General features: G+C 67.8%; 17 protein-coding genes and 1 pseudogene. 12 read left to right on the top strand and 6 right to left on the bottom strand.

What is annotated here, in order from left to right; translation table 11 throughout:
* The first annotated feature begins 58 nt into the window (after positions 1 to 58).
* From HUA78_RS15585 to HUA78_RS15595, 3 genes are read left to right on the top strand one after another with little or no spacing between them, the layout of a single operon-like run.
* A complete protein-coding gene (locus HUA78_RS15585) occupies positions 59 to 1,495 on the top strand; it encodes a S28 family serine protease (protein ID WP_174456317.1) in 1,437 nt (478 codons plus the stop codon).
* A 33-nt stretch (positions 1,496 to 1,528) separates the two neighbouring features.
* Entirely contained in the window at positions 1,529 to 4,348 is a 2,820-nt protein-coding gene (locus tag HUA78_RS15590) for a DUF4157 domain-containing protein (protein ID WP_174463928.1), read from the top strand.
* 8 nt (positions 4,349 to 4,356) lie between these two features.
* A complete protein-coding gene (locus HUA78_RS15595) occupies positions 4,357 to 4,704 on the top strand; it encodes a hypothetical protein (RefSeq protein ID WP_174464665.1) in 348 nt (115 codons plus the stop codon).
* Positions 4,705 to 4,752: 48 nt separating this feature from the next.
* On the opposite strand, the gene HUA78_RS15600 is transcribed toward HUA78_RS15595, so the two are convergent.
* Positions 4,753 to 5,097: a helix-turn-helix domain-containing protein gene (locus HUA78_RS15600; RefSeq protein WP_141640352.1), complete on the bottom strand. Its 345-nt coding sequence runs from the start codon at positions 5,095 to 5,097 to the stop codon at positions 4,753 to 4,755.
* A gap of 74 nt (positions 5,098 to 5,171) precedes the next feature.
* Here HUA78_RS15600 and HUA78_RS15605 point away from each other — a divergent pair, with 74 nt between their 5' ends.
* Entirely contained in the window at positions 5,172 to 6,197 is a 1,026-nt protein-coding gene (locus tag HUA78_RS15605) for an NAD(P)-dependent alcohol dehydrogenase (RefSeq protein WP_174476610.1), read from the top strand.
* The gene (locus tag HUA78_RS15610; protein ID WP_174476611.1) at positions 6,194 to 7,027 is read left to right on the top strand and encodes an NAD(P)H-dependent oxidoreductase; all 834 of its coding nucleotides are present in this window, start codon (positions 6,194 to 6,196) and stop codon (positions 7,025 to 7,027) included. The genes HUA78_RS15605 and HUA78_RS15610 overlap by 4 nt, the downstream gene beginning before the upstream one ends.
* Positions 7,028 to 7,059: 32 nt before the next feature.
* Here the strand turns inward: HUA78_RS15610 and HUA78_RS15615 are convergent, their stop codons facing one another.
* Both HUA78_RS15615 and HUA78_RS15620 read right to left on the bottom strand, forming a co-directional pair.
* Positions 7,060 to 7,986, bottom strand: coding sequence for a hypothetical protein (locus tag HUA78_RS15615; protein WP_371745590.1), 927 nt, complete (start codon positions 7,984 to 7,986; stop codon positions 7,060 to 7,062).
* Positions 7,987 to 8,133: 147 nt separating this feature from the next.
* A complete protein-coding gene (locus HUA78_RS15620) occupies positions 8,134 to 9,069 on the bottom strand; it encodes a LysR family transcriptional regulator (protein WP_174456321.1) in 936 nt (311 codons plus the stop codon).
* A 61-nt stretch (positions 9,070 to 9,130) separates the two neighbouring features.
* Between HUA78_RS15620 and HUA78_RS15625 the strand changes: the two genes are divergently transcribed.
* Positions 9,131 to 9,847 (top strand): SDR family oxidoreductase, encoded by a 717-nt coding sequence (locus tag HUA78_RS15625; RefSeq protein ID WP_174476612.1) that lies wholly within the window; start codon positions 9,131 to 9,133, stop codon positions 9,845 to 9,847.
* 559 nt (positions 9,848 to 10,406) lie between these two features.
* Positions 10,407 to 11,681 carry a hypothetical protein gene (locus HUA78_RS15630; RefSeq protein WP_174476613.1) on the top strand — a complete coding sequence of 425 codons (1,275 nt, stop codon included), beginning with the start codon at positions 10,407 to 10,409 and terminating at the stop codon, positions 11,679 to 11,681.
* A gap of 107 nt (positions 11,682 to 11,788) precedes the next feature.
* Here the strand turns inward: HUA78_RS15630 and HUA78_RS15635 are convergent, their stop codons facing one another.
* Positions 11,789 to 12,082 (bottom strand): hypothetical protein, encoded by a 294-nt coding sequence (locus HUA78_RS15635; RefSeq protein ID WP_254614798.1) that lies wholly within the window; start codon positions 12,080 to 12,082, stop codon positions 11,789 to 11,791.
* Positions 12,083 to 12,455: 373 nt separating this feature from the next.
* Between HUA78_RS15635 and HUA78_RS15640 the strand changes: the two genes are divergently transcribed.
* Together HUA78_RS15640 and HUA78_RS15645 are read left to right on the top strand one after the other, a co-directional pair.
* Positions 12,456 to 14,615 carry a molybdopterin cofactor-binding domain-containing protein gene (locus tag HUA78_RS15640; protein WP_174476750.1) on the top strand — a complete coding sequence of 720 codons (2,160 nt, stop codon included), beginning with the start codon at positions 12,456 to 12,458 and terminating at the stop codon, positions 14,613 to 14,615.
* A 2-nt stretch (positions 14,616 to 14,617) separates the two neighbouring features.
* Positions 14,618 to 15,103, top strand: a complete 486-nt coding sequence (locus tag HUA78_RS15645; protein ID WP_174476614.1) for a (2Fe-2S)-binding protein — start codon at positions 14,618 to 14,620, stop codon at positions 15,101 to 15,103.
* A 78-nt stretch (positions 15,104 to 15,181) separates the two neighbouring features.
* On the opposite strand, the gene HUA78_RS15650 is transcribed toward HUA78_RS15645, so the two are convergent.
* Positions 15,182 to 15,616: a DUF2147 domain-containing protein gene (locus HUA78_RS15650; protein WP_254614800.1), complete on the bottom strand. Its 435-nt coding sequence runs from the start codon at positions 15,614 to 15,616 to the stop codon at positions 15,182 to 15,184.
* A 410-nt stretch (positions 15,617 to 16,026) separates the two neighbouring features.
* On the opposite strand from HUA78_RS15650, the gene HUA78_RS15655 reads away from it, so the two are divergent.
* The 3 genes and pseudogenes from HUA78_RS15655 to HUA78_RS15665 form a co-directional block, all read left to right on the top strand.
* Positions 16,027 to 16,899 (top strand): hypothetical protein, encoded by an 873-nt coding sequence (locus HUA78_RS15655; protein ID WP_141640362.1) that lies wholly within the window; start codon positions 16,027 to 16,029, stop codon positions 16,897 to 16,899.
* A gap of 229 nt (positions 16,900 to 17,128) precedes the next feature.
* Positions 17,129 to 18,118 (top strand): aldo/keto reductase, encoded by a 990-nt coding sequence (locus tag HUA78_RS15660; RefSeq protein WP_174476615.1) that lies wholly within the window; start codon positions 17,129 to 17,131, stop codon positions 18,116 to 18,118.
* A gap of 129 nt (positions 18,119 to 18,247) precedes the next feature.
* Positions 18,248 to 18,415 (top strand): annotated as a pseudogene (locus HUA78_RS15665) (deaminase); the annotation flags it as partial.
* 31 nt (positions 18,416 to 18,446) lie between these two features.
* Here the strand turns inward: HUA78_RS15665 and HUA78_RS15670 are convergent.
* Positions 18,447 to 20,774: an arylsulfatase gene (locus HUA78_RS15670; protein ID WP_174476616.1), complete on the bottom strand. Its 2,328-nt coding sequence runs from the start codon at positions 20,772 to 20,774 to the stop codon at positions 18,447 to 18,449.
* Positions 20,775 to 20,816: the final 42 nt, after the last annotated feature.

Here is a 20,816-nt window from a genome sequence, read left to right on the forward strand (position 1 = left end):
CGATATGGGGACATCCGCGAGGCATTTGAACGGCACCTCGACCCCCCAGGTGCATCGCATGATGAAGATTCATAGGACGCCATGGCTGCTGGCCATGAGCGTGTTGCTGCACGCGTGTGGTGATTCATCTCTCGCGGAGCCTGACGCCCCGGAGCCAGCGGAGCAGGCGTCGGCCACTCAGGAGACCACGGCACAGCCCGAGGACATCCTCACCCAGCTCCAGTCCATCCCCGGGCTCACCGTCGTCCTCGAGCAGCCCTCTCCCTTCCCGGGCACACGTTTCTTCGTGCTGAGCTTCGAGCAGCCCCTGGACCACGAGCGCCCGCTCGGGGAGCGCTTCCAGCTCCGGATGACGCTCCTGCACCGCTCGGTGGACGCGCCCATGGTGCTCTCCACCGAGGGCTACATCGTCGCAAGCACACCCTCGCAGGCGGAGCCCACCGCGCTGCTCGGCGCCAACCAGCTCTCCGTGGAGCACCGCTTCATGGGTGTCTCGCTACCCGAGTCCCGGGACTTGCGGATGCTCACCCTCTCCCAGGCCGCGAGCGACAGTCACCGCGCCGTCCAGGCCTTCAAGCCCCTGTACCCCGCGCGCTGGCTCTCCACGGGTGGAAGCAAGGGCGGCGTCGCGGCCGTGTATCACCGCTACCTCTACCCGGATGACGTGGACGCCACCGTGCCGTACGTCGCGCCCAGCAGCCACGGGCTGCGCGACGGTCGCTATGTCCACTTCCTCGCACAGGTGGGGGATGAAGACTGCCGCGCGAAGTTGGAGGCCTTCCAGGTGGATGTGCTGCGACGCCGCGAGGAGCTGCTCCCCTTCGTGGAGGCGCTGGCCACGCAGTTCAACACCACCTTCACGGTGGTCGGCGGCGCGGACCGCGCGCTGGAGTTCTCCGCCGTCGAGACGTCCTTCTACTTCTGGCAATACGGCACGGCGTCCACCGCGTGCCCGCGCATCCCCGCGCCCGGCGCGCCGGCGGCGCAGACCTTCGCCTTCCTGAACGCCGTCGTCGGCGTGGCCTACACCTACTCGGACCGCTTCATCGCGCCACTCGAGTACGCCTACTACCAGGCCGCGACGCAGATTGGCTGGTCACGCTTCCCCACCCGACACCTGCGCGGGCTGTTGCGCTATCCCGGGGAGAACACGCCGGACCTGTACTTGAGCTTCCCCGTGACGGAGCCGTTCGATTGGGGCGCCATGCTCCGCGTGGAGCACTGGGTCCGCAATCACGGCGAGCGGATGCTCTTCATCTACGGGGAGAATGACCCCTACTCCGCCGCGGCTTTCTCCGTGCGCGCGAGGAACGACTCATTCCGCTACTTCGCCCCGCAAGGCAACCACGGCTCCAGCATCAGCCGCCTCGCCGAGCCGGAGCGGACGCTCGCGCTGGAGCGCCTCTTCACCTGGATGGGAATGAGCGCGCCCTCCCCATCTCACCTCCAGGGTGAGGTCCCAGACAGGCTCCGTATGAATTCACTCGGAGAGTGAGTAGAATTGGGATGAGCCTTCCTGGAGGGCCTCATGTTCGCGTTCGACCGTAAGCCCCAGCCGTCCGCGGCTCGGGCTCCCGCCGCGAAGACCGAGCCGCGGCGCTCCTCCCAGGCACGCCAGGCGGAGCCGACAGACCCGGGGCCCCGGTTCGACTTCGCCCGCATCAGCGTCATGCCCCCGACGCCGCGAATCCAGCCCAAGCTTCGCATCGGCGCCCCCGATGATGCCCTGGAGCGCGAGGCCGACGCCGTGGCGGACCGCGTGGTGGGGGGAGGCGACGCACAAGCCTCCCAGCCCACGATGCGAGACCGCATCCAGCGCAAGTGCTCGACGTGCGAGGACGAGGAAGGACCCTCGCCTCTCATCCAGCGCAAGTGCGGCAAGTGCGCGGAAGAGGAGACGGAAGGAACCCTTCAGCGCAAGGCGGACTCCGGAGCCACCGCGTCCGCCCCCGACTTGCAGAGCCAGCTGAGCGGGTCGTCGGGAGGGCAGCAGCTCCCGACGGCCCTCGGAGGACAGCTGGGCGCGGCGATGGGCACCCCGTTCGACCGGGTCCGCATCCACACGGATGACCACGCGGCCCGGATGAACAGCTCCCTGGGAGCGCGCGCCTTCACCCACGGAACCCACATCTACTTCAATCAAGGCGAGTACAACCCGGGCACGCGCGCGGGCCGGCATCTGCTCGCGCACGAATTGGCGCATGTCGCGCAACAGGGCGGTGCGGGGCACACGCTGCGGAGGAAGGGGGGCGCGCCCGCGTCCGGCGTGTCGCTCGTGGAGATCGCCTGCGCGGACAACACGATTACGTTCCACGCCAGCACGGGGCCGGTCTCCTACCAGCTCACCCAGTGCGACATCGTCGACGGCGAGTTCGATGCCAACGTCGTCATCGACGCGGCGAGCAACAGCGTCCGCTTCGACATCCAGTCGAACGAGGTCGCCGCCGAGGCCTTCCAGTTCGGCTTCTCCATCGCCCCCGGCCAGCTGAACCCCGTCACCCTCTTCCGCGGCCAGAAGACGGTCAAGCTCTCCGCGAAGAGCGGCATGACGACGCTGACGGCGGCGACGTCGCTGGCGGAGTTCAAGCAGCGCGTGAAGGAGGCGGGCAAGCTGCGGATGGACAGCAACAAGGCCCGCCTGGAGGAATGGAAGAAGTTCTTCACCGAGAAGCTCAGCGCCAATCAGGTCCAGGGCCAGGTGATGGCCAGCCGGGCCAACGAGCTGGGGATGCTGGCGGCCAGCGAGGGGGGCATGACCATGCTCACCTTCGACAAGTGGGCCAGGACGGACAACCCGCTGCTCGGCTGGGTCTACGAGCAGCAGATTGAAGGCCGGTACCGCGCCTGCACCGGGTGCCACGCCCTGGTGCAGGCAGAGGACCGGTGGCGCAACCGCCCCGCGTTCGTCGCGCCGGCGCGCAGCCCTGTCTCATCGCTCCAGGAACACGCCCAGGCGGAGTCCGCGAACCCCGCCCCCCGGCTCCACGAGGGGCCCGACGCGGAGAGCACGGTCGCCGACCCGAACAAGTTCACGGGCTACGAATCCGCCCAGCAGGCGATGCAGGCCGTCAAGACTCTCAGGCCCTATCTGGATGAGCTGGGCCCGGCCCGGTACGACATCCTGCCGCTCGACATCTTCTCGACGAACCGGTCGCCCGCCGCGCTGCTGGCGAGAATCATCTCCAGCATCGACAAGCGTCAGGCCGACTACGACCTCTTCAAGACGAAGATCGACTCGGCGGACTTCGACTACCTGCTCCTGCGTCCCATCGTCCAGGACCTGATGGTGCTGGCGACGCCGGAGGTCCAGCAGCAGGTCCTCGACGAGATTGCCTCCGCGCAGCGGTGGGAAATCGCCCAGGCCATCGTCATGGGCGCGGCGACGGTTGGCCTGCTGGTGCTCACCATCTTCCCGCCCACCTCGGCGGTGGGCGTCGCCGGAGTCATCGCGCTGGAGACGTCGCTCGCGACGTATGGCGCCGTCAGCGGCCTCAAGATGTATCAGGAGGGCTCGATGCTCTCGCTGACCCAGGGCGCGAACAACGTCGTCGACCCGGCGCAGCAGAAGGCCGCCGACACGATGATGGCCATGGGCCTGGTGTCGGTGGGCTTGTCGGCCCTGTCACTGGGGACGACGGGCATCCGGGCGGTCACCATCATCCGTGGCGCGCGCACCGGAGAGAAGACCGTGGGCGCGGCGGTGGCCATCGAGGCCCAGCTGCAGAACGGCGGCACGGTCAAGATCTCCGAGCTCGTGGGAGGCAGCCCCCGGGTCGTCGTGCTCGGGAAGGATGGCGAGCTGCTCGCGGAGGGAGTCCTCACGGACGCCGCGCTCTTGGGCTCCAAGCCCACGAAGCTGGCCCAGCTCCCCGACCAGGGCATCCAGGGCGTCACGCCGAGGGCCGCTTCGCCCGGCAGGCCCCTCTCCTTCCAGGGGCCGGCGCCGACCTGCGGCCCGGTCTCCTGCGAGATGATTGCCAGCATGGGCGGGCCCGTCAGTCCGACCCTCCTCAAGGACATGCTCAAGGGGGCGGGCCCCTCGGGCACCACCATCGAGAAGATGGTGGAGATGCTGAAGTGGAACAGGGTCGCCGCTGAAGCCAAGACAGGCTGGAAGGTGGCGGACCTCGCGTCGGCGACACAGGGTGGCAACCCGGCCATCGCCGTCATCAAGACCAACAATCCCACCCATCCGCTGCATGCGGTGGTCATCGACGGCGTCACCGTCAGAAGCGGGGTCAAGGTGGTGGCGGTGCGAAACCCCTGGGGCATCCAGTACTTCCAGTCGGAAGCGGAGTTCTCGCAAATCTTCACCGGTCAGGCCGTCAAGGTGCTCCACTGGTACTGACAAACCCCATGGAAACTCCCATCTCGGTCGAGGCGCTCCTCGCACAAGCCCAGCGGTACGACGGCCAGCCCGTCGCCGTGGAAGGACAGTTCATCGCGATGTTCTCCAAGGCGTTCATCAGCGCGCCGCGAGAGTCGCTGGAGCTGACGCCCGAGCGGCCCCGAATCCAGCTGGAGTACCCGAACATCGAGGACCGCTGCTTCCAGGTGGTGTCCGCCTACGTGGGGGGGCCCTGGTACTACAACGACCCCGCCGTCGTGCGCGGCCGGTTCCTCGCGGGGCCGGAGCCTCGGCTGGTGGAGCTCTCGGAGCTCATCATCCGGAGACCGGACGCCGAGCACCGGGTGACGCTGTAGCGGCGGGCTGGACCCAATGATGCGGTCGGGTGGGCAGGCCCGGTGCGCTCAGGCCGCGCGCTGCAACCGGCGCTTGTACTTCTCACCCCACTCCCGCAACCCCATCAGCACCGGCTCCAGGGAACGACCGAAGGCGGTGAGTTCGTACTCCACGCGCGGCGGCACCTCCGCGTAGACGGTGCGCTTCACCAGTCCGTCTTCCTCGAGTTCGCGCAACTGCAAGGTGAGCATCCGCTGGCTGCAGTTCGGCAACCGCTTGCGCAGCTCGCCGAAGCGGTGCGTGCCCTTCAACAACCAGTACAGCACCACGCCCTTCCAGCGCCCGCCGATGACGCCCAGGGACGCCTCCACCGCGCAGTTGGTCTTCGAATCGTCGTCGCGTTTCCGGGCCATGGTTCCCTTTTTGTGCGTACTCACCAAACTTGTGCGTACTTGCGAAAAAATAACCTGAATCGTACGTCTTCACCATGAAGACATGGGAGCTGCAGCCGAAGCCGGGGTTTGATGCACTCACGCCGGCCGAGCGCCCCTCGCCCAGCGTGGGCGCGGGTGAGGTGAAGGTGCGCGTGGAGGCGGTGTCGCTCAACTACCGCGACGTGCTCATCGCGAAGGGCGCCGAGAAGAACCTCAAGTCACCGCGCGTGCCCACCTCCGATGGCGCCGGCGAGGTCATCGAGGTGGGTCCTGGTGTCACGCGCTGGAAGGCAGGCGACCGGGTGATGGCCAACTTCTTCCCTCACTGGGTCGACGGCGAGCTGAGCGACGCGCACCACGCCAGTGCGCTCGGCGGCAGCGGGGTGGACGGCATGCTTCGCGAAGAGGTGGTGCTGCCGGAGCACAGCTGGGTGCGAATCCCTGCGGGGTACTCGTTCGAGGAGGCCTCGACGCTCCCCTGCGCCGGGCTCACCGCGTGGCAGGCGCTGTTCGAGGTCACGTCGCTCCGGCCGGGTGAGACGGTGCTGCTCCAGGGCTCCGGCGGCGTCTCGGTGTTCGCGCTGCAGCTCGCGAAGGCCGCCGGCGCGCGCGTGCTGATGACGTCGAGCAGCGCGGACAAGGCGGCGAGGCTGCGCGAGCTCGGCGCCGAGGAGGTCATCGACTACCGGGCCGAGGCAAAGTGGGGCGAGCGGGCGAAGGCGCTCACGGGTGGGCGCGGCGTGGACCTCGTGGTCGACGTCGGTGGCCAAGCCACCTTCGACCAGTCCTCCGCGGCGCTGCGCTACGGCGGCACGATGAGCATGCTCGGCGTACTCACCGGCGGACGGGGCGAGGTGAACCTGCACTCGGTCTTCTACCGGCGGCAGACCGTGCACGGCGTCTACGTCGGCTCGGTCTCGATGTTCGAACGCTTCGTCGCGGCGCTCGAGCACACCCGCATCAGGCCCGTCATCGACCGCGTGTTCGGCTTCGACGATGCGCGCGCCGCCTGGGAGCACCTCGCGAGCGGCCAGCACCTGGGCAAGGTCGTCGTGAGCCGCGCCGGGAGGACGTCATGAACGTCCTGCTGATCTATGCCCACCCCGAACCGCGTTCACTCAACGGGGCGCTGAAGGACCTCGCCGTGAACCACCTGACCGCGCTGGGTCACGAGGTCCGCGTCTCCGACCTCTACGCCATGGGGTGGAAGGCGGTCGCCGATGGCGCTGATTTCCTGAACCATGATGCCAGGGAGCGACTGTCCTATGTGGGGGCGTCGAAGCACGCCTTCGCCAACGGCTCTCAGAGCCCGGACATCGAGGCCGAGCAGGAGAAGCTGCTCTGGGCCGATGCGGTGCTCTTCCAGTTCCCGATGTGGTGGTTCTCGATGCCAGCCATCCTGAAGGGGTGGATTGACCGGGTCTTCGCCTACGGTTTCGCCTACGGCGTGGGCGAACACGGTGGCGAGCGCTGGGGCGACCGCTATGGCGAAGGCACGCTGGTGGGCCGCCGCGCCATGCTGTCCGTCACGATTGGCGGGCGCGCGCCGCACTACACCGAGCGAGGCGTCAACGGCGCCCTGGATGACCTCCTCTTCCCCATCCAGCACGGGGTCCTCTTCTATCCCGGCATGGAGGTCCTGCCGCCATTCACGGCGTATCACGTGGACCGCCTGACAGAAGAGCAGTGGCCGTCCATCGCGGCGGCGTTCAAGGCGCGCCTGGACGGCTTGTTCACCGATGACGTCATCCCGTTCCGGAGGCAGAACGGTGGCCACTACGACACCCAGCAGGTGCTCAAGCCCGGCCTCGGGCACGCGGCCTCCGGCACCAGCATCCACCTGGTCAAACCGGGCGAGCCGGAGCAACTGCCAGTCGAGGTGAGCCCGCGCGCGACGGGAACGCGCTGAGCACTCGCCCGGAGCGAGCGACGACGTCCAGCTCAGCTGAAGGTCGTGGTCAGGTTCAACGGACCCGCGGGGACGCCCACATCGCGGCCCGCGGGGTCATCCGAGGGCGTCTGCCAGGCGTTGGCCTGCGTCACGGTGGCGCCCCCGGCGTCGTTCTTGATGGACATGTTTCCATTGTGGCCCGCGGGGCTGATTTGACTGGTGTCGTAGCCGCTCCAGCCCGTGCCGGCATTCGCGAACGTCGCCTCTCCCCAGGTCTGACCTGAGTTCGCGCCGGGATTCGCCGTACCGTCCTTGGACACGCACCACGCCACGCTGCTGTTGGTGTCGAACGCCACGACCTGCGACTGGCCGGGCTGCAGGGTGAAGGTCTTCGGCGTGCTCTTGTCGAAGTTCTGCCCATCATTCGGACCGCCATTCTCACCCGTCTTGTTCCAGAGGGTGACGGTCTGCGGCTGGCCCGTGTTGTTGGTGAACGTGTTCGTGTACTTGTACTGGCTCTTCTGGCCCGGGTCGATGAGCAGCATGTTGCTGTTGTAGGGCGAGCCGACGTTGTTGCGGCTCAGCCACGGCTCACTCGGGTTCGCCTGCTGCGTGGACCCAGCGGAGGGCGCGCCGAACCCGGGCCCCGCGTCACTGGCTGATGAAGCCCCCGAGGGCACGCCCGCCGCGCGAGAGCTTCCTGGCCGGGTCGGGGCCGGCTCGAAGGAGTCCGTCATGAGCTTCTGCCACACGTCGTTGCGCGGCTGGCGCGCGGCCGTGCTCTCCACTCCCTGGACCGGAGCCGAGACGGGCTGGCTGGTGGAAGTGCTCGCGTGGGGAAGGGAGAAGCAGGAGCGATTGAGGACCGAGATGGACATTTCAGACCCGGGGAAGTCGAAGAGTGAGGGCAAGCCCAGGGAGGACACCCAGGCCGCCATGGCGAGGCACGCGGGGGCATAGAGCAGGACGCATGCCACCCCTCCGGTCTCATCACCCACCAGGGCCGTGGCGCTCCTTCTCGTGGGAGATCAAGCACTTGGGACGGACGCACGCGACAGCTCAGCCCGCTCGACACCGAGGAGCCCGATGACGGCATTCATCCCCCTGATGTCCCGTGTCATCAGCTACTCGTGAGCGCGGGTTGCCCGCTGCTTCGCCGATGGGGCCGTCGAGCCGTGCTTCATCACCCAGTCGAGCACCCGGCGCGCCCGCGTGGAGAGCTGCCGGCGTGAGGGATACACCGCGAAGACGTCTCGCGGCTCCAGGGTATGCCCCTTCACGGTGAGCGGCACGAGCGCGGAGCCTTGCTGCTCGACCATCTCCTTGATTCCGCTGACCACGCCCAGCCCCTCCTGGGCAGCGGCCAGGGCCACCCGGGGGTCATTCACCGTGACGCGAACATCCCTGGGTCGGACTTCTTCGACTCGGCCGTCGCGGCGGCGCAGACGCCACACACCTTGAGGCTGCGAGAGCACCGCTGGCACGTCCTGGAGTTCCTCCCGGGTCAGCAGGGTTCGCCCCTTCAAGACGTCTTGCACGAAGCGTGGGGAGGCCACGAACACCGACTCGATGCTCCACAACCGTCGGGCCACCAGCTCGGCGTCGAGGATGGGGCCGACCCGGAAGGCGATGTCGAAACCCTCTTCCACCAAGTCCACCTTCGAATTGGTGAGCAACAGCTCCACGTCCACGCGGGGATGCCGGGCCATGAAGGAGAACAACAAGGGGGCGATCCGCTGGGCTCCGGACGTCACGGGCGCTGTCATCCGCAACCTGCCCGCGGGCTCCTCCTCCCGGTCCATGGTCTGGTCGAGCACTTCGCCCAACTGGTCCAGGAGCGGCCCCGCGCGCTCCAGCAGTCGAGCCCCCTCCAGCGTCAACCCGACCCTCCGCGAGGTGCGCTGAAGGAGCCGAGTCCCCAGCGATTCCTCCAGGAGCGCCACCCGACGGCTCACCGTGCTGGTGGGAATGCCCAGGCGCCTCGCGGCCTCCACGAAGCTCAGCTGTCGTGCCACGGCCACGAAGAGGCGCAGGTTCTCGCTCATCATCATCCCATCCATGGGATGGAGTCTTTCATTTCATCCCGTGGTTGCAATCGTCTTCGAGCGCTAGTCATGCGTCATGACCCTCGAACAACAACATGTCGTGGTGGTGGGAGGCTCCTCGGGCATCGGGCTCGGAGTGGCCCAGGCGGCGCTGGAGCAAGGCGCGCGTGTGACGCTCGTGAGCCGTTCCCCTGAAAAGCTGGCCCAAGCCGCCGAGCAGCTCGGGAGCCCGGACCGTGTGCGAACCATCGCAGCCGATGCAACCGAGGAGGACGCGGTGCGCCGGCTCTTCGAAGTGCTCCCCCCGGTGAACCACGTGGTCGTCACGGCGGTGGAGGCTCGCTACCTTCCCATCAAGGAGATGGACTTCGCCGCCGCGCGCCGCATCATCGACTCCAAGCTCATGGCCGCGTTCCATGTCGCGAAGCATGCGCGGCTCCAGCCCGGCGGCTCGCTCGTCTTCACCACGGGAATCGCCTCGGTGCGCCCCATGAAGAACGGCTCTGTCATCGCGGCGGTGAATGGCGCCATCGAGTCCGCCGTGCGAGCCTGGGCCTTGGAGCTCGCGCCGGTGCGAGTGAACGTCCTGTCGCCCGGCTGGATTGACACCCCCGTCTGGGACGCGGTCGCGGGGGACGCCAAGGGCCCGCTCCTCGAACAACACGCGCGCCGGCTCCCTGTGGGACGCATCGGCACCACCACCGACACGGGCCATGCCGCGGTGTTCCTGATGAACAATGGGTTCACCACGGGCGAGGTGCTGCACGTGGATGGTGGACATCCACTGGTTTGACTACGGCCCGCCTGGCCAGTGGACCTTCCTCCCCCGCTCAGACGTCAGTTCGAGGTCCCTCCATCGGCACCGTCCGAGAAGGAGCTCCCAGCAGCGTGTGAGCAGCCGTTGAACGCGGTGGGGCTCGAGGAGGAGAGCCTCCTGGCCCACCCGCTCTGGAAGGAGTGGTTCGCGGGGAGTGGGCTCCAGGACCCAGTGTTGGCTCTCGGCTATCCGCAAGCCTTTCAGGAGGATTGCCTCAGGACTTCGCGAGCCGGAGCTTCAACTCCGGTGTCCCCTTCACCTCTTTCAAGGACTCTTCGCATGGGCGCGATTTCCACGAAGGATGGCAGGCAGCCCTTCGACGGGGACCGCGGACAGGGGCGCCCCATCGAGTCCTCGCACGGCAGGCTCCCCGCCGGAGCGGCCTGACACACTTCCAGCAGTTCGACATCCCGACGCCGACGCGCCACGAGGACGTTGAGCGACCCGTCCCGCCGAGCCTCGGTGTCTCAGTTCACCTTTCGTGGGGGGTCAGCCAATGCGGAATCGACAATCATGGTGGTGTGGGGCCGCGGTGATGATGACGGTCCTGGTGCCGGCAGCGGCGCGGGCCTTCGCGGAGGACGTGTGCTACCCGAAGGGCTCGGGGACGGTGGCGAACTGCACGACGTTGCCCAAGAGCTGCTCACTCAAGGAGCCGACGAGCCCCCGGTGCCGCGCCGAGGCGCTGGAGGTGCTCCTCTCGGCCCCGAACAAGTTCGACGGAGGGCGGAGCGTCGTCCATTCCGACGCCACCTACCTCATGGCGCGGGCTGTGGGCTTCTCCTTCTCCGATGCCTATTGGATTGCGGCCTACGACGAGGCGACCGACCTCGGTCAATTCATCCCGCGAGACATTTATGGGCAGCCCGTGCCGGGTGCGGCGGACCTGACCACGGTCGACGTCAGTGGACTGGTGCGCACCAACCTCAGCACGGGAGGCGTGCTCTACCACTACCTGGCGCCCTACAACGGCGTGCTGGCGGTGCCGCCCACGGGGGTGAATGGGCTCGCGCCCGAGGTCGATGACGCGGACACCGAGGTGATGCTCGCCCACACGCGTGCATGGGCGATGGAGGGCGCGGGCGCCGCCGCGCCGTTGTGCACCGCGGGCCTGACGGTGGCGAGCCCCGGGGGAGACCTCGCGACCGGCTCGGCCTGCTACACCGACAAGGGCGGCGAGTCGGTGGAGGTGAAGGGGCTCATCGGCCTGTACGACGACCTGGCGATTCCCTTCACCCTCTCCACGGGGGAGCAGGTGATCTCCGTGGCTTCCGACAGCGGCGCGCCTCCCGTGCTCTCCAATCAGTTCGACACCTGGGTGGGTGGCGGCGCGTCCCATGTGGCGGACGCGCGGCTCGGCATCCACCTGCACGCGCTGGCGGACCGCATCTCCCACCACGTCTGCACGGACCGCGCGGAGTTCGTCGGCCCCCTTGGCGTCGACGGCGGCTTCCGCCAGGACTTCACGGGCCATGAATGTGGCCAGGGGCTCCATTCCCTCCGGCACCTGTATGAGATTGGCGTCGACTTCTCCAAGCTCAGCCCACAGGACCGCACCACGGCCGCCACGCTCTCCGCTGTCTATGACGAACTGGTGGTCTTCGCTCGACTGCGGGGGGTGCTCGTCCCCGCCGCGACGGAGCCCGCCTTCAAGGCGGCGTTGATCAACGGGCAGCTCCTGCCCGCCATGCAAACGCCTGAAGTGCTGTCTCGGCTCGCCAGGCTCAGCGCCACGGCCTGTGAACGGGGCTGGTCGCCGTTCCCCGGGTCACCGAGCTGCCCGCGAACCACTCCCGCTCCAGAGGAGTGAGCAGCGCCCGGGGAGGGGCGTGTCCCGCTTCGCGCCTCTCCCTGGAACGCCTCGTGCCTGCTCGGAGGCGACCGCGCATCCGCCGACTCCGAGCTTCAACAGGACGACTACGGGCAGATGAAACGGATGTCCGTATAGTAGGGCGTCACCTGGCCCGACACCGTGATGTACCCCTCACAGTCGTAGTGCCAGGCCCCGGCCCAGGTCGTCTTGGTCGCGCTGGTGTAATAGGTCCGGTGCTCGCCGTACCGCACTTCTCCGCCCGGCGGCTCTGAGTGCTGCTCCACCGTGCTCACCTCGGCCGCGGGAGTTGCCTCCTCGGACTGCTCCGGGGGCGGCCCACCGCAAGCGCTGGCCAGCAGCGCGGACATCCCAACGACCCAACGGGACAGCGTCATCATGAACTCCTTGTGACAAGTATCGATGTTTCAATTGTAACCCTAGCAAGGTCCATCATCGGGCGTCCATCCAGCGCCAGTCTCGCGCCGCGGAGGGTGGCTCGTGGCCAGCCGCGAAGAGGTCCTGCTGTCGACGGAGAACAAGAACGTCGTGCGCGTGATACCCGTGCGCGAGACTGACACTCCACAATCCCTCACATGTGGCGCTCAACTCCGGAGCGGACGTACCGCGCGACTCGAATGTTCGCCCAGGCGTGCGGCTCCTTCGACACAAACCGGGACGGATGTCCTCGCCTGGACGGAGGGCCTGTCAGCCCGATGAACCAGGCGGCCACGTCGTCTTGGGCACACCGTGGCCGTGTGCGATGCTTTGCCCATGGCGGATGCGCTCGAATCAGACGCGGCGGCTCCAGGAGGGATGGACCGCCGCCGGTTCCTGACGTGGGTGGTGGCTTCTCCCACGTTGATGATTGCAGCCCGGCTGGGGCTGGACGTGCCCGAGGCGGCGGCAGCCGAAGCGCCCGTGACGGAGGCGCAGACGCCGCTCAGCCTCTACATCGCCATCCAGTTGGACGGGCGTGTCGTCACCACGCTGCCGCGTACCGAGATGGGCCAGGGCATCACCACGGCCGTGGCCATGCTGGTCGCCGAAGAGCTCGACGTGGCGCTCGACTCGGTCGACGTGCGCAGCGCCGACGCGGACCCTCGCTGGCTCATCCAGCTCACCGGGCTGTCCTCGACGATGCGCTACCTGGCGGGGCCGCTTCGCTCCGCCGCGGCGGAGGCCCGGGCACGGCTCGTCACCGCCGCCGCGCTCCGCCTTCGGGCCCTCGCCTTCACCCTCACCACCGCCAACGGTGAGGTGCACGCACCCGACGGCCGCCGTGTCGGCTATGGCGAACTGGCGGAGGACGCCGCGCACGTGCTGCTGCCCGCGGTCTCCTCCCAGCCCAAGCCTCCGAGCGAGTACACCGTGGTCGGTCGACCCACGGGACGCATCGACGCGCTGGACATCGTCACCGGTGCGGCGCGCTATGCGCTGGACCTCGACGTCCCCGGGGCACTGCCCGCGGTGGTGGCTCGGCCTCCGACGCTGCGAGGCACCGTCCAATCCTTCAACGATGCCGTGGCCCGAGCGATGCCAGGCGTGGTCGGCGTGGTGCCCCTGGCCTCGGGTGTGGCGGTGGTGGCCCAGACCTTCGCGCAGGCGTTCGCGGCGCGTGACGCCCTGCAGGTCTCCTGGGCAGCGGGCCCAGCCAGCACGCTGTCCGACGTCGACATCCGGGCCCGGCTGCGCGACGCGATAGGTCCCAGGCCCCTGCCCCCGCTGCTGACGACCCGGACCGTGGAAGGACGCTTCGACTTCCCCTACCTCGCGCATGCGACGATGGAGACCCAGAGCTGCGTGGCCCGGGTGCAGGGGACTCAAGCGGAGATCTGGCTCGGAGCGCAGGACCCCAAGTACGCGCAGCGCGAGGTCGCCAGGGCGCTCGGCTGGGACCTCGCCCCGCAGCGAGTCACCGTGCACGTCGTCCGGGCCGGTGGCGGCTTCGGTCGCAGGTTCTTCAATCAGGTCGCGGTGGAAGCCGCGCTCGTCTCGCGCGCCATTGGCCGGCCGGTGAAGTTGATGTGGAGCCGCAACGACGACATGCGCCACGGACACTTCCGGCCCGCCAGCCACCACCGCATCCTCGCCCACCTGGGGCTGGGAGGAAGCCTCCTCGGCTGGAACCACCGCGCCGCCATTCCCACCGTGGAGCTCCCCCACGGCTTTGGAGATGTGCTCACGGCGCTCGCTGGCGAAGTCCTCCCCAACGTGACGAGCGCGGTGTTCTTCGCCCTCTCCCAGCGCCTCCACTACCGGTTCGGGCTGGTGGGCCACGAGCTGCGCGAGGTCGCGATTCCGATTCCCACCGCCTCCTTCCGCTCGGTGTTCACCAGTCAGGTGGGAGTCGCCAACGAGGTCTTCGTCGACCAGTTGGCCCGCGAGCTCCAGGTCGACCCCGTGGCCCTGAGGCGCTCGCGGCTCACGTCCAGCCGGCTCAAGGCGGTCCTGGAGAAGGTCGTGTCCGAGGGCCAGTGGGGCCGAGCGCTGCCGCCCGGAGTCGCCCAGGGCGTCGCCGTCCTCGAGGAGTGGGAGAGTGCCATCGCGCACCTCATCGAAGTGGACGTCACGGGAGGCACGCCTCGGGTGCTGCGCGTGGTCATCGCCGCGGATGTCGGCCTGCCCATCAACCCGAAGGGCATCGAGGCGCAGCTCCAGGGCGCGGCGGTGGACGCGATGTCCACCACCCTGAGCGCGGGCCTCCACATCGACGCGGGAGCGGTGCGCGAGGGCAGCTTCGCGGACTACCGGTGGCTGCGAATGAAGCACGTCCCGTCCGATATCCAGGTGCACCTGGTCCGGTCGGATGACCGCGTGGGCGGTGTGGGAGAGCTGGGTTATCCCAGCGCCGCGGCGGCCCTGGCCAACGCGATTGCCCGGGCGACCGGCACGATGCCCACCCGCTTCCCCATCCTCGACGAGGGAGTCTGACCATGGTGGCCCATCAATTCATCCTCAATGGTCAGCCGGTGACGGTGGAGACGCCTGCGGACCTGCCCCTGCTGTGGGTGCTCCGCGATGTGCTGGGTGTCACCGGCCCCAAGTATGGCTGCGGGGTGGGCGTGTGCGGCGCCTGCACCAGCCACCTGGATGGAGAAGCCTTCCGTCCCTGCATCCACCCCGTGGGAAGCACGGCGGGCCGCGAGGTGATGACCATCGAGGGACTGGGCGCCCAGGGGCTGCATCCCGTGCAGCAGGCGTGGGTGACCGAGGATGTGGCCCAGTGTGGCTTCTGTCAGCCGGGGCAGATCATGGCCGCCGTCGCGCTGCTGAGGAAGAACTCCCACCCGTCCGACGCGGACATCGACGCGGCCATGAGCGAGAACGTCTGTCGATGCGGCACCTATGTCCGCATCCGGGCCGCCATCAAACGCGCGGCGTTGTTGCTGCGAAGTGGAGCGGGCGTCAACGGCGGGTGATGCCGTGAGCCGCTGCATCCCGTGCTGGCGTGGACTCCCTTCGAACAGGGAGTCCACCCGGGCTCACGCGGCGACGCGCTACTCCTCGGCGCGGACCCAGTGCTGGGTGCGGCCCAGCAGCGACATGCCGATGTAGCCACGGACCTTCAGCTTCTTGCCGCCGTCCTCAAGGGCGATCTTGCACTTGTAGGTCTTGCCGTTCGCCGGGTCGAGGATGGTGCCACCGGTCCACTCGTCGTCGTCCTTCTTCAGGTCGCGCAGGATGGTCATCCCGATGATGGGCTGGTCCTTGAGCGAGCCCTGGCACTTGTCACAGACCGGGTTCTGCTCTTCCTTGGGGTCGCGGAAGAGCTTTTCAATCTTGCCGACGAGCTTGCCGTCCTCCTCGGAGATGACGATGACCGACTTGGGCTTCTTGGTCTCGTCATCGATGGTCGTCCACTTGCCGACGGCGCCATTCGTCGCGGCGGGAGCGGGGGCCTTGTCCTCGGCCAGGGCACTCGAGGCAAGCATCAGGGTCAGGGAAGCGAGTCCGAACCACCGGGTTGCATTCATGTCTTGAGGTCCTTCTGCGCGGGGGGCTCACAACGGAGGGGGCTTGCGCTCAAGCGTCCCATCACGTCGTTTGTACTCCACCGCTGTGCGGACCGGCAGCCCTTCCTCGCGTTCTGTGCAGCGCTCAAACGTGCCGCTTCGCGGCATGCACGGCCCGTGGTGCCTCCCCTGCATGGTGGAGTTGTCACCCCGGGAGGAGCGCCCCCATGCTGACGAGGAGACGGCGAGCCCCCTATGCTGCCGTCGTCCACCCCCTGGAACAAATGGCACTCCCGGGAGGTCCCAAGGTCGCATGTCCCCTCTCCGCCCGCTCACGAGACAGGCACTCCAGATCTCCATCTGGCTTCGCGCCGAGGAAGGTTTGCCTGATGCTCCGCTGTAACGACTGTTCCCGCCCTGTCGCCGCGCGATGGCCGCGCTGCCGGTGGTGTCGCGCGGTCCGGCACCGGCCATACGGCACCGAGGTCGCCATCCTCGATGCCTGGCTGGACACGCTCCGCAACTTCGGCGCGTCCCTCTCCCTGCCGCTCGCCGGTGCCGCCGTGGGGCTGTACCTCGACGACCAGCCGCTTTCCGCCGCGCTCCTGGGGCTCTACGCGGTCCTGATGCTGGTGAGTCACCTGCTGCTGCCCTGGTTCGCGCTGTCGTGGCACGTCGCGCAGGGGCTGTGGGGGCTGGGAGTCCTCACGAGCCTCGGCTTCATCACGATGGGGCTCGCCGAGACCGCGGTGTTCGCGGCGCTACCAGTCATGGTCTCTGTCGCCATGCTGAAGTGGAGAGCCCCTTTGCTGGCACGACTCGCGGGCAGTACTCCCGAGCCGAAGCAAGCACCTCGCCGTCCGAGCCGCTGGGGAGGCTGCGAGGTTTGCGGCGAAAGCAACGCCCGGGTGGTGGCACCGGTGTGGTGCGTCAGCATGCTCGTCGTGACGACGCGCTGGACGGGGGAGTTCCACCGTTTGTGCGGGCACCATGCCCTGCTGCGCGCCCTTCCCGCCACGCTCTGCAGCGCCCTGGTCGGCTGGTGGGGCATTCCCTGGGGCATGTTCTGGACGCCGCTCGCCCTCTATCAAAACGTCGTTGAAGGGGGCGTGGAAGAGGACCCCAACCAATACGACGCACGGGTGTCCGCTGATCCGCTCCATGGACGGTGGGAGAGCTACCTGCCGCCCATGGCAATGGCGCTGGGGCTGCTGGGCATTCCGTTCGGGCTCCTCGTGGTCATGAGCAAGCTGGGCCACTGAAGCGCCCCAACCGCACGTCGCATTTTCAATCAGGCCTTACAAGCCCATGGGCTTCGGCGCGCCTGGTCCACTCAGGACCCGGGGCGTACCTTTCTTCGTGAACAGGGTGCGGCAGACCCGAACTGACCCTCGGCGCGCGTCGGACAGACCGGCTTGAGGCCGTCGTCGCGGACATCACGCGAGCGGGCGGCCAGGCAGGGGCTCCGAAAGACCCACGGGAGGTAGCGCCATGAAGAAGCGCGGACTTGGGAAGAGCGACCTGGAAGTCTCGGCCATTGGACTTGGCTGCATGGGCATGAGCTTCGGCTACGGCCCTGCGATGGACCGGCAGCAAGCGATTGCGCTCATCCGGGCGGCCGTCGAGAAGGGCGTCACGTTCTTCGACACCGCCGAAGTCTATGGTCCCTACACGAACGAGGAGCTCGTGGGCGAGGCGCTCGCGCCCTTCCGCAAGCAGGTGGCCATCGCCACCAAGTTCGGGTTCAAGCTCGATGAGAACGGGAAGCAGGCCGGCATGGACAGCCGGCCCGAGCACATCAAGCAGGTCGCCGAAGCCTCGCTCAAGCGGCTCAAGGTCGAGACCATCGACCTCTTCTACCAACACCGTGTGGACCCGAACGTGCCCATCGAGGACGTCGCGGGCGCGGTGAAGGACCTGATCCGCGAAGGCAAGGTGCGGCACTTCGGGCTCTCCGAAGCTGGTGCGCAGACTGTCCGTCGGGCGCACGCGGTCCAGCCCGTCACGGCGCTGCAGAACGAGTACTCGCTCTGGTGGAGACGGCCGGAGGAGGACCTGCTGCCGACCCTCGAGGAGCTGGACATCGGCCTCGTCGCCTTCAGTCCGCTCGGCAAGGGCTTCCTGACGGGGAAGATCGACGAGACGACCTCCTTCGCCAAGGACGACTTCCGCAACATCGTCCCGCGCTTCACCGCCGAGGCCCGGAAGGCGAACCAGGCGCTGGTCGACCTACTGACCCAGGTCGCCGCCAGGAAACAGGCGACACCGGCGCAGATTGCTCTCGCGTGGCTGCTCGCCCAGAAGCCGTGGATCGTCCCCATCCCAGGCACCACGAAGTTGCACCGCCTCGAGGAGAACCTCGGCGCGGCCCGCATCGAGCTGACGGCGCAAGACCTTCACGAACTCAGGGACGCGGCCTCGAAAATCACCGTGCAGGGCGCGCGCTACCCGGAGGCGTTGGAGAAGACGACAGGCCGCTGAATCACCGAGCCCCACACACCAGCACAGGCGCTCAGCAATCCTCCGGGGAGCAGCGCCCCGGCCTTTTCGCGAGGACACCGCAGATGCGTGACGTGAAGCGTCCATGCGTGGATGATTGGCCTGATTTCAATCGACGAACTGAGCGTGCTGGTGGCGCCCATCGCCGATGGTTCCATCGGCCCCCCCTCGCTCTTCGATGCACGCGAGGGGAAGGGACCCACTCGCCATCTCAAGCGGGTCTCCTTCGAGAAGCGCACCGGCGACCTGCTCTGGCTGCGCTACAAGCCCAGGCGCTGAACTGACTTCACCGTGGGGAGGGCCTTCCTCCTCACTCCTGGGAGAAGGCGAGCCGCAGCTCCCCTTCCGCGTCACGCTCGCCCTTCACGTCCACCACGAGCTTCTCCAGCGTCCCCGTGAAGGCGAACGGCACCTCGTAGCGGGAGCTGACGGCCGTGCCCGTGTTCCGCCCCACGAGCAGGCCATACCCGGTCATGGCGCTGTACATCGCCCCCATTTTGATGCCCTTGAGCGCCCCGACCTGCTCGTCGTCCATCAACAGGACCACGTCGCCCGTGGAGAAGTCCGGCTTGAGGTGCTTTCCCGTCGGCGTGAAGCGCACCCCCAGCCTGTGCTTCCCAGCCGGGACCACCCGGGTCGAGGACACGGCGTACTCCTCGACCTTGAGGTAATTGTGGACGTAGTGCAGCCGGCCCTCCTGGACGAACAGGGTCCATCCTCCGAACGCCCCGCCAAAACAAGCCAGCACCCCCTCCGCGCCAGCGTCAGGGAGGGAGACAAACGCGGTGACGGTGTGCGGCTTGCCCAGCAGCGAGGGCCCCGCCAGCGGGTGCAGGTTCGACGTGCCCGTGTAGAACGTATAGCGCTCCTTGGGCAGTGCGGCGACGGGGCGCCCTGGGTCCGCGGCACGCTCATAGCGCCGGTCGTCGAGCGGCCGGACCTGGTACTTCCTGGCCTCGACCTCCCACAGCGCAATCAGTTGCTGGAGCTTCTCGGGGTGCTTCGCGGCGACATCGTCGAACTCCGTCGTGTCGACGTCGGTGTTGTAGAGTTCCCAGCGGTCCTCGTCCCAGGACGTGCCCTTCTTGTGCCACGCCACGGCCGTCCAGCCGTCCGACCACAGGGCCCTGCTGCCGAGCATCTCGTAGTACTGCACCTTCTTGCGCGTCTTCGCCGTCGCATCGTCGAACGTATAGGCGAGGCTCACCCCCTGAACGGGCATCTGCTTGACGCCGTTGACTGACGTGGGCTCGGGAAGCCCACCCACTTCGAGCAGGGTCGGAACGATATCGATGATGTGGTGGTACTGATTGCGAATCGCTCCCCGCGCTCGAATCCTCGCGGGCCAGGAGATGATGAGCGCGTCGGTGTTGCCGCCCATATGCGTGTCCTGCTTCCACTTCTTGAAGGGCGCGTTCCCCGCGAGGGACCAGCCCATCGGATACAGCGGGTCCGTCTCGGGACCGCCCACCTGGTCCAGGAGCAGGGTCATCTCCTCCACGGTCTCCGGGTTGAAGTTCCGATAGCGGTCCGTATTCGTGACGCCGTGCTCCAACCCTTCTTGAGACGCCCCGTTGTCGGAAGCGACCAGGATGAGCGTGTTGTCACGGAGCCCCAGTTCGTCGAGCGCGGCGAGCAGGCGACCGATGTGGTGGTCGGCATGGTCGAGCATCCCGGCGAAGGCCTCCTGGAGCCGGCAGTACACCGCCTTCTGCGCCTCGCTCAAGTCGCTCCAGGCGGAGACCGCGGGGTCTCGCGGAGTCAGTCGCGCGCTCTCGGGAAGGATGCCCAGCGCCTTCTGCCTCGCGAGCACCTCCTCGCGGACCTTGTCCCAGCCCTGCGCGAACCGACCCCGGTACTTGTCGACGAACTCTCGGGGCGCATGGAGCGGTGAGTGGCAGGCCCCGAGCGCGAGATACGTGAAGAAGGGTCGCCCGGTGTTCGCCTGCTGCTGGTCCCGGATGTAGGTGATGGTCCGGTCCACCAGGTCTTCAGTCAGGTGATATCCCGGACGCGTGGGCGTCTCGATGAACTGATTGTCCTGGACCAGCAACGGCGCCCACTGGTCGGTCTCTCCTCCGAGGAACCCGTAGAACTTCTCGAAGCCCATGGCGACCGGCCAGCGGTCGAACGGCCCCGCGGCGGTGTAGGCGGTATACGGGGTGAGATGCCACTTCCCGAGGGCCATGGTGTTGTAACCATTCTGCTTCAGTACTTCAGCCACCGTGGCGGCGCTCTTCGGAATCGACCCGTAGCTGCCAGGAAAACCCGTGGCCGCCTCGGTGATGGCGGCGAGCCCCACGGAGTGATGATTGCGACCGGTGAGCAACGCCGCGCGCGAGGGTGAGCAGAGCGCCGTCGTATGGAAGTTGTTGTACCGCAGCCCCGTGCTCGCGAGCGTGTCGAGGTTCGGCGTCTCGATGGGGCCGCCGTAACACCCCAACTGCCCGAAGCCGACATCGTCCAGGAGGATGATGAGCACGTTCGGCGCACCCTCCGGCGCGACCAGGGGGAGCGCGGGTGTCCAGTCGGGCACGGAGTCCTGGTAGGTCTCGCCAATCGTCCCACCAAAGGCAGACGGCTCGGGCGGCAGGACGGTGCGTTCCGGCGTGGAGTGATTGTGTTTCCTGGAAGTCATGCGAGGCCCCCCTCTTCATGGAGAAAAGAGACTGGGGAGCGG

The sequence above is a fragment of the Myxococcus sp. CA033 genome, from assembly GCF_013336625.1.
GTDB lineage: Bacteria > Myxococcota > Myxococcia > Myxococcales > Myxococcaceae > Myxococcus > Myxococcus llanfairpwllgwyngyllgogerychwyrndrobwllllantysiliogogogochensis.

What these genes read in the sequence shown, in the direction of transcription:
- HUA78_RS15585 (WP_174456317.1), top strand. Translation starts at nt 59, where the DNA reads ATGATGAAGATTCATAGGACGCCATGGCTGCTGGCCATGAGCGTGTTG.
- HUA78_RS15590 (WP_174463928.1), top strand. Translation starts at nt 1,529, where the DNA reads ATGTTCGCGTTCGACCGTAAGCCCCAGCCGTCCGCGGCTCGGGCTCCC.
- HUA78_RS15595 (WP_174464665.1), top strand. Translation starts at nt 4,357, where the DNA reads ATGGAAACTCCCATCTCGGTCGAGGCGCTCCTCGCACAAGCCCAGCGG.
- HUA78_RS15600 (WP_141640352.1), bottom strand. Translation starts at nt 5,097, where the DNA reads ATGGCCCGGAAACGCGACGACGATTCGAAGACCAACTGCGCGGTGGAG.
- HUA78_RS15605 (WP_174476610.1), top strand. Translation starts at nt 5,172, where the DNA reads ATGAAGACATGGGAGCTGCAGCCGAAGCCGGGGTTTGATGCACTCACG.
- HUA78_RS15610 (WP_174476611.1), top strand. Translation starts at nt 6,194, where the DNA reads ATGAACGTCCTGCTGATCTATGCCCACCCCGAACCGCGTTCACTCAAC.
- HUA78_RS15620 (WP_174456321.1), bottom strand. Translation starts at nt 9,069, where the DNA reads ATGGATGGGATGATGATGAGCGAGAACCTGCGCCTCTTCGTGGCCGTG.
- HUA78_RS15625 (WP_174476612.1), top strand. Translation starts at nt 9,131, where the DNA reads ATGACCCTCGAACAACAACATGTCGTGGTGGTGGGAGGCTCCTCGGGC.
- HUA78_RS15630 (WP_174476613.1), top strand. Translation starts at nt 10,407, where the DNA reads ATGATGACGGTCCTGGTGCCGGCAGCGGCGCGGGCCTTCGCGGAGGAC.
- HUA78_RS15635 (WP_254614798.1), bottom strand. Translation starts at nt 12,082, where the DNA reads ATGATGACGCTGTCCCGTTGGGTCGTTGGGATGTCCGCGCTGCTGGCC.
- HUA78_RS15640 (WP_174476750.1), top strand. Translation starts at nt 12,456, where the DNA reads ATGGCGGATGCGCTCGAATCAGACGCGGCGGCTCCAGGAGGGATGGAC.
- HUA78_RS15645 (WP_174476614.1), top strand. Translation starts at nt 14,618, where the DNA reads ATGGTGGCCCATCAATTCATCCTCAATGGTCAGCCGGTGACGGTGGAG.
- HUA78_RS15650 (WP_254614800.1), bottom strand. Translation starts at nt 15,616, where the DNA reads ATGCTTGCCTCGAGTGCCCTGGCCGAGGACAAGGCCCCCGCTCCCGCC.
- HUA78_RS15655 (WP_141640362.1), top strand. Translation starts at nt 16,027, where the DNA reads ATGCTCCGCTGTAACGACTGTTCCCGCCCTGTCGCCGCGCGATGGCCG.
- HUA78_RS15660 (WP_174476615.1), top strand. Translation starts at nt 17,129, where the DNA reads ATGAAGAAGCGCGGACTTGGGAAGAGCGACCTGGAAGTCTCGGCCATT.
- HUA78_RS15670 (WP_174476616.1), bottom strand. Translation starts at nt 20,774, where the DNA reads ATGACTTCCAGGAAACACAATCACTCCACGCCGGAACGCACCGTCCTG.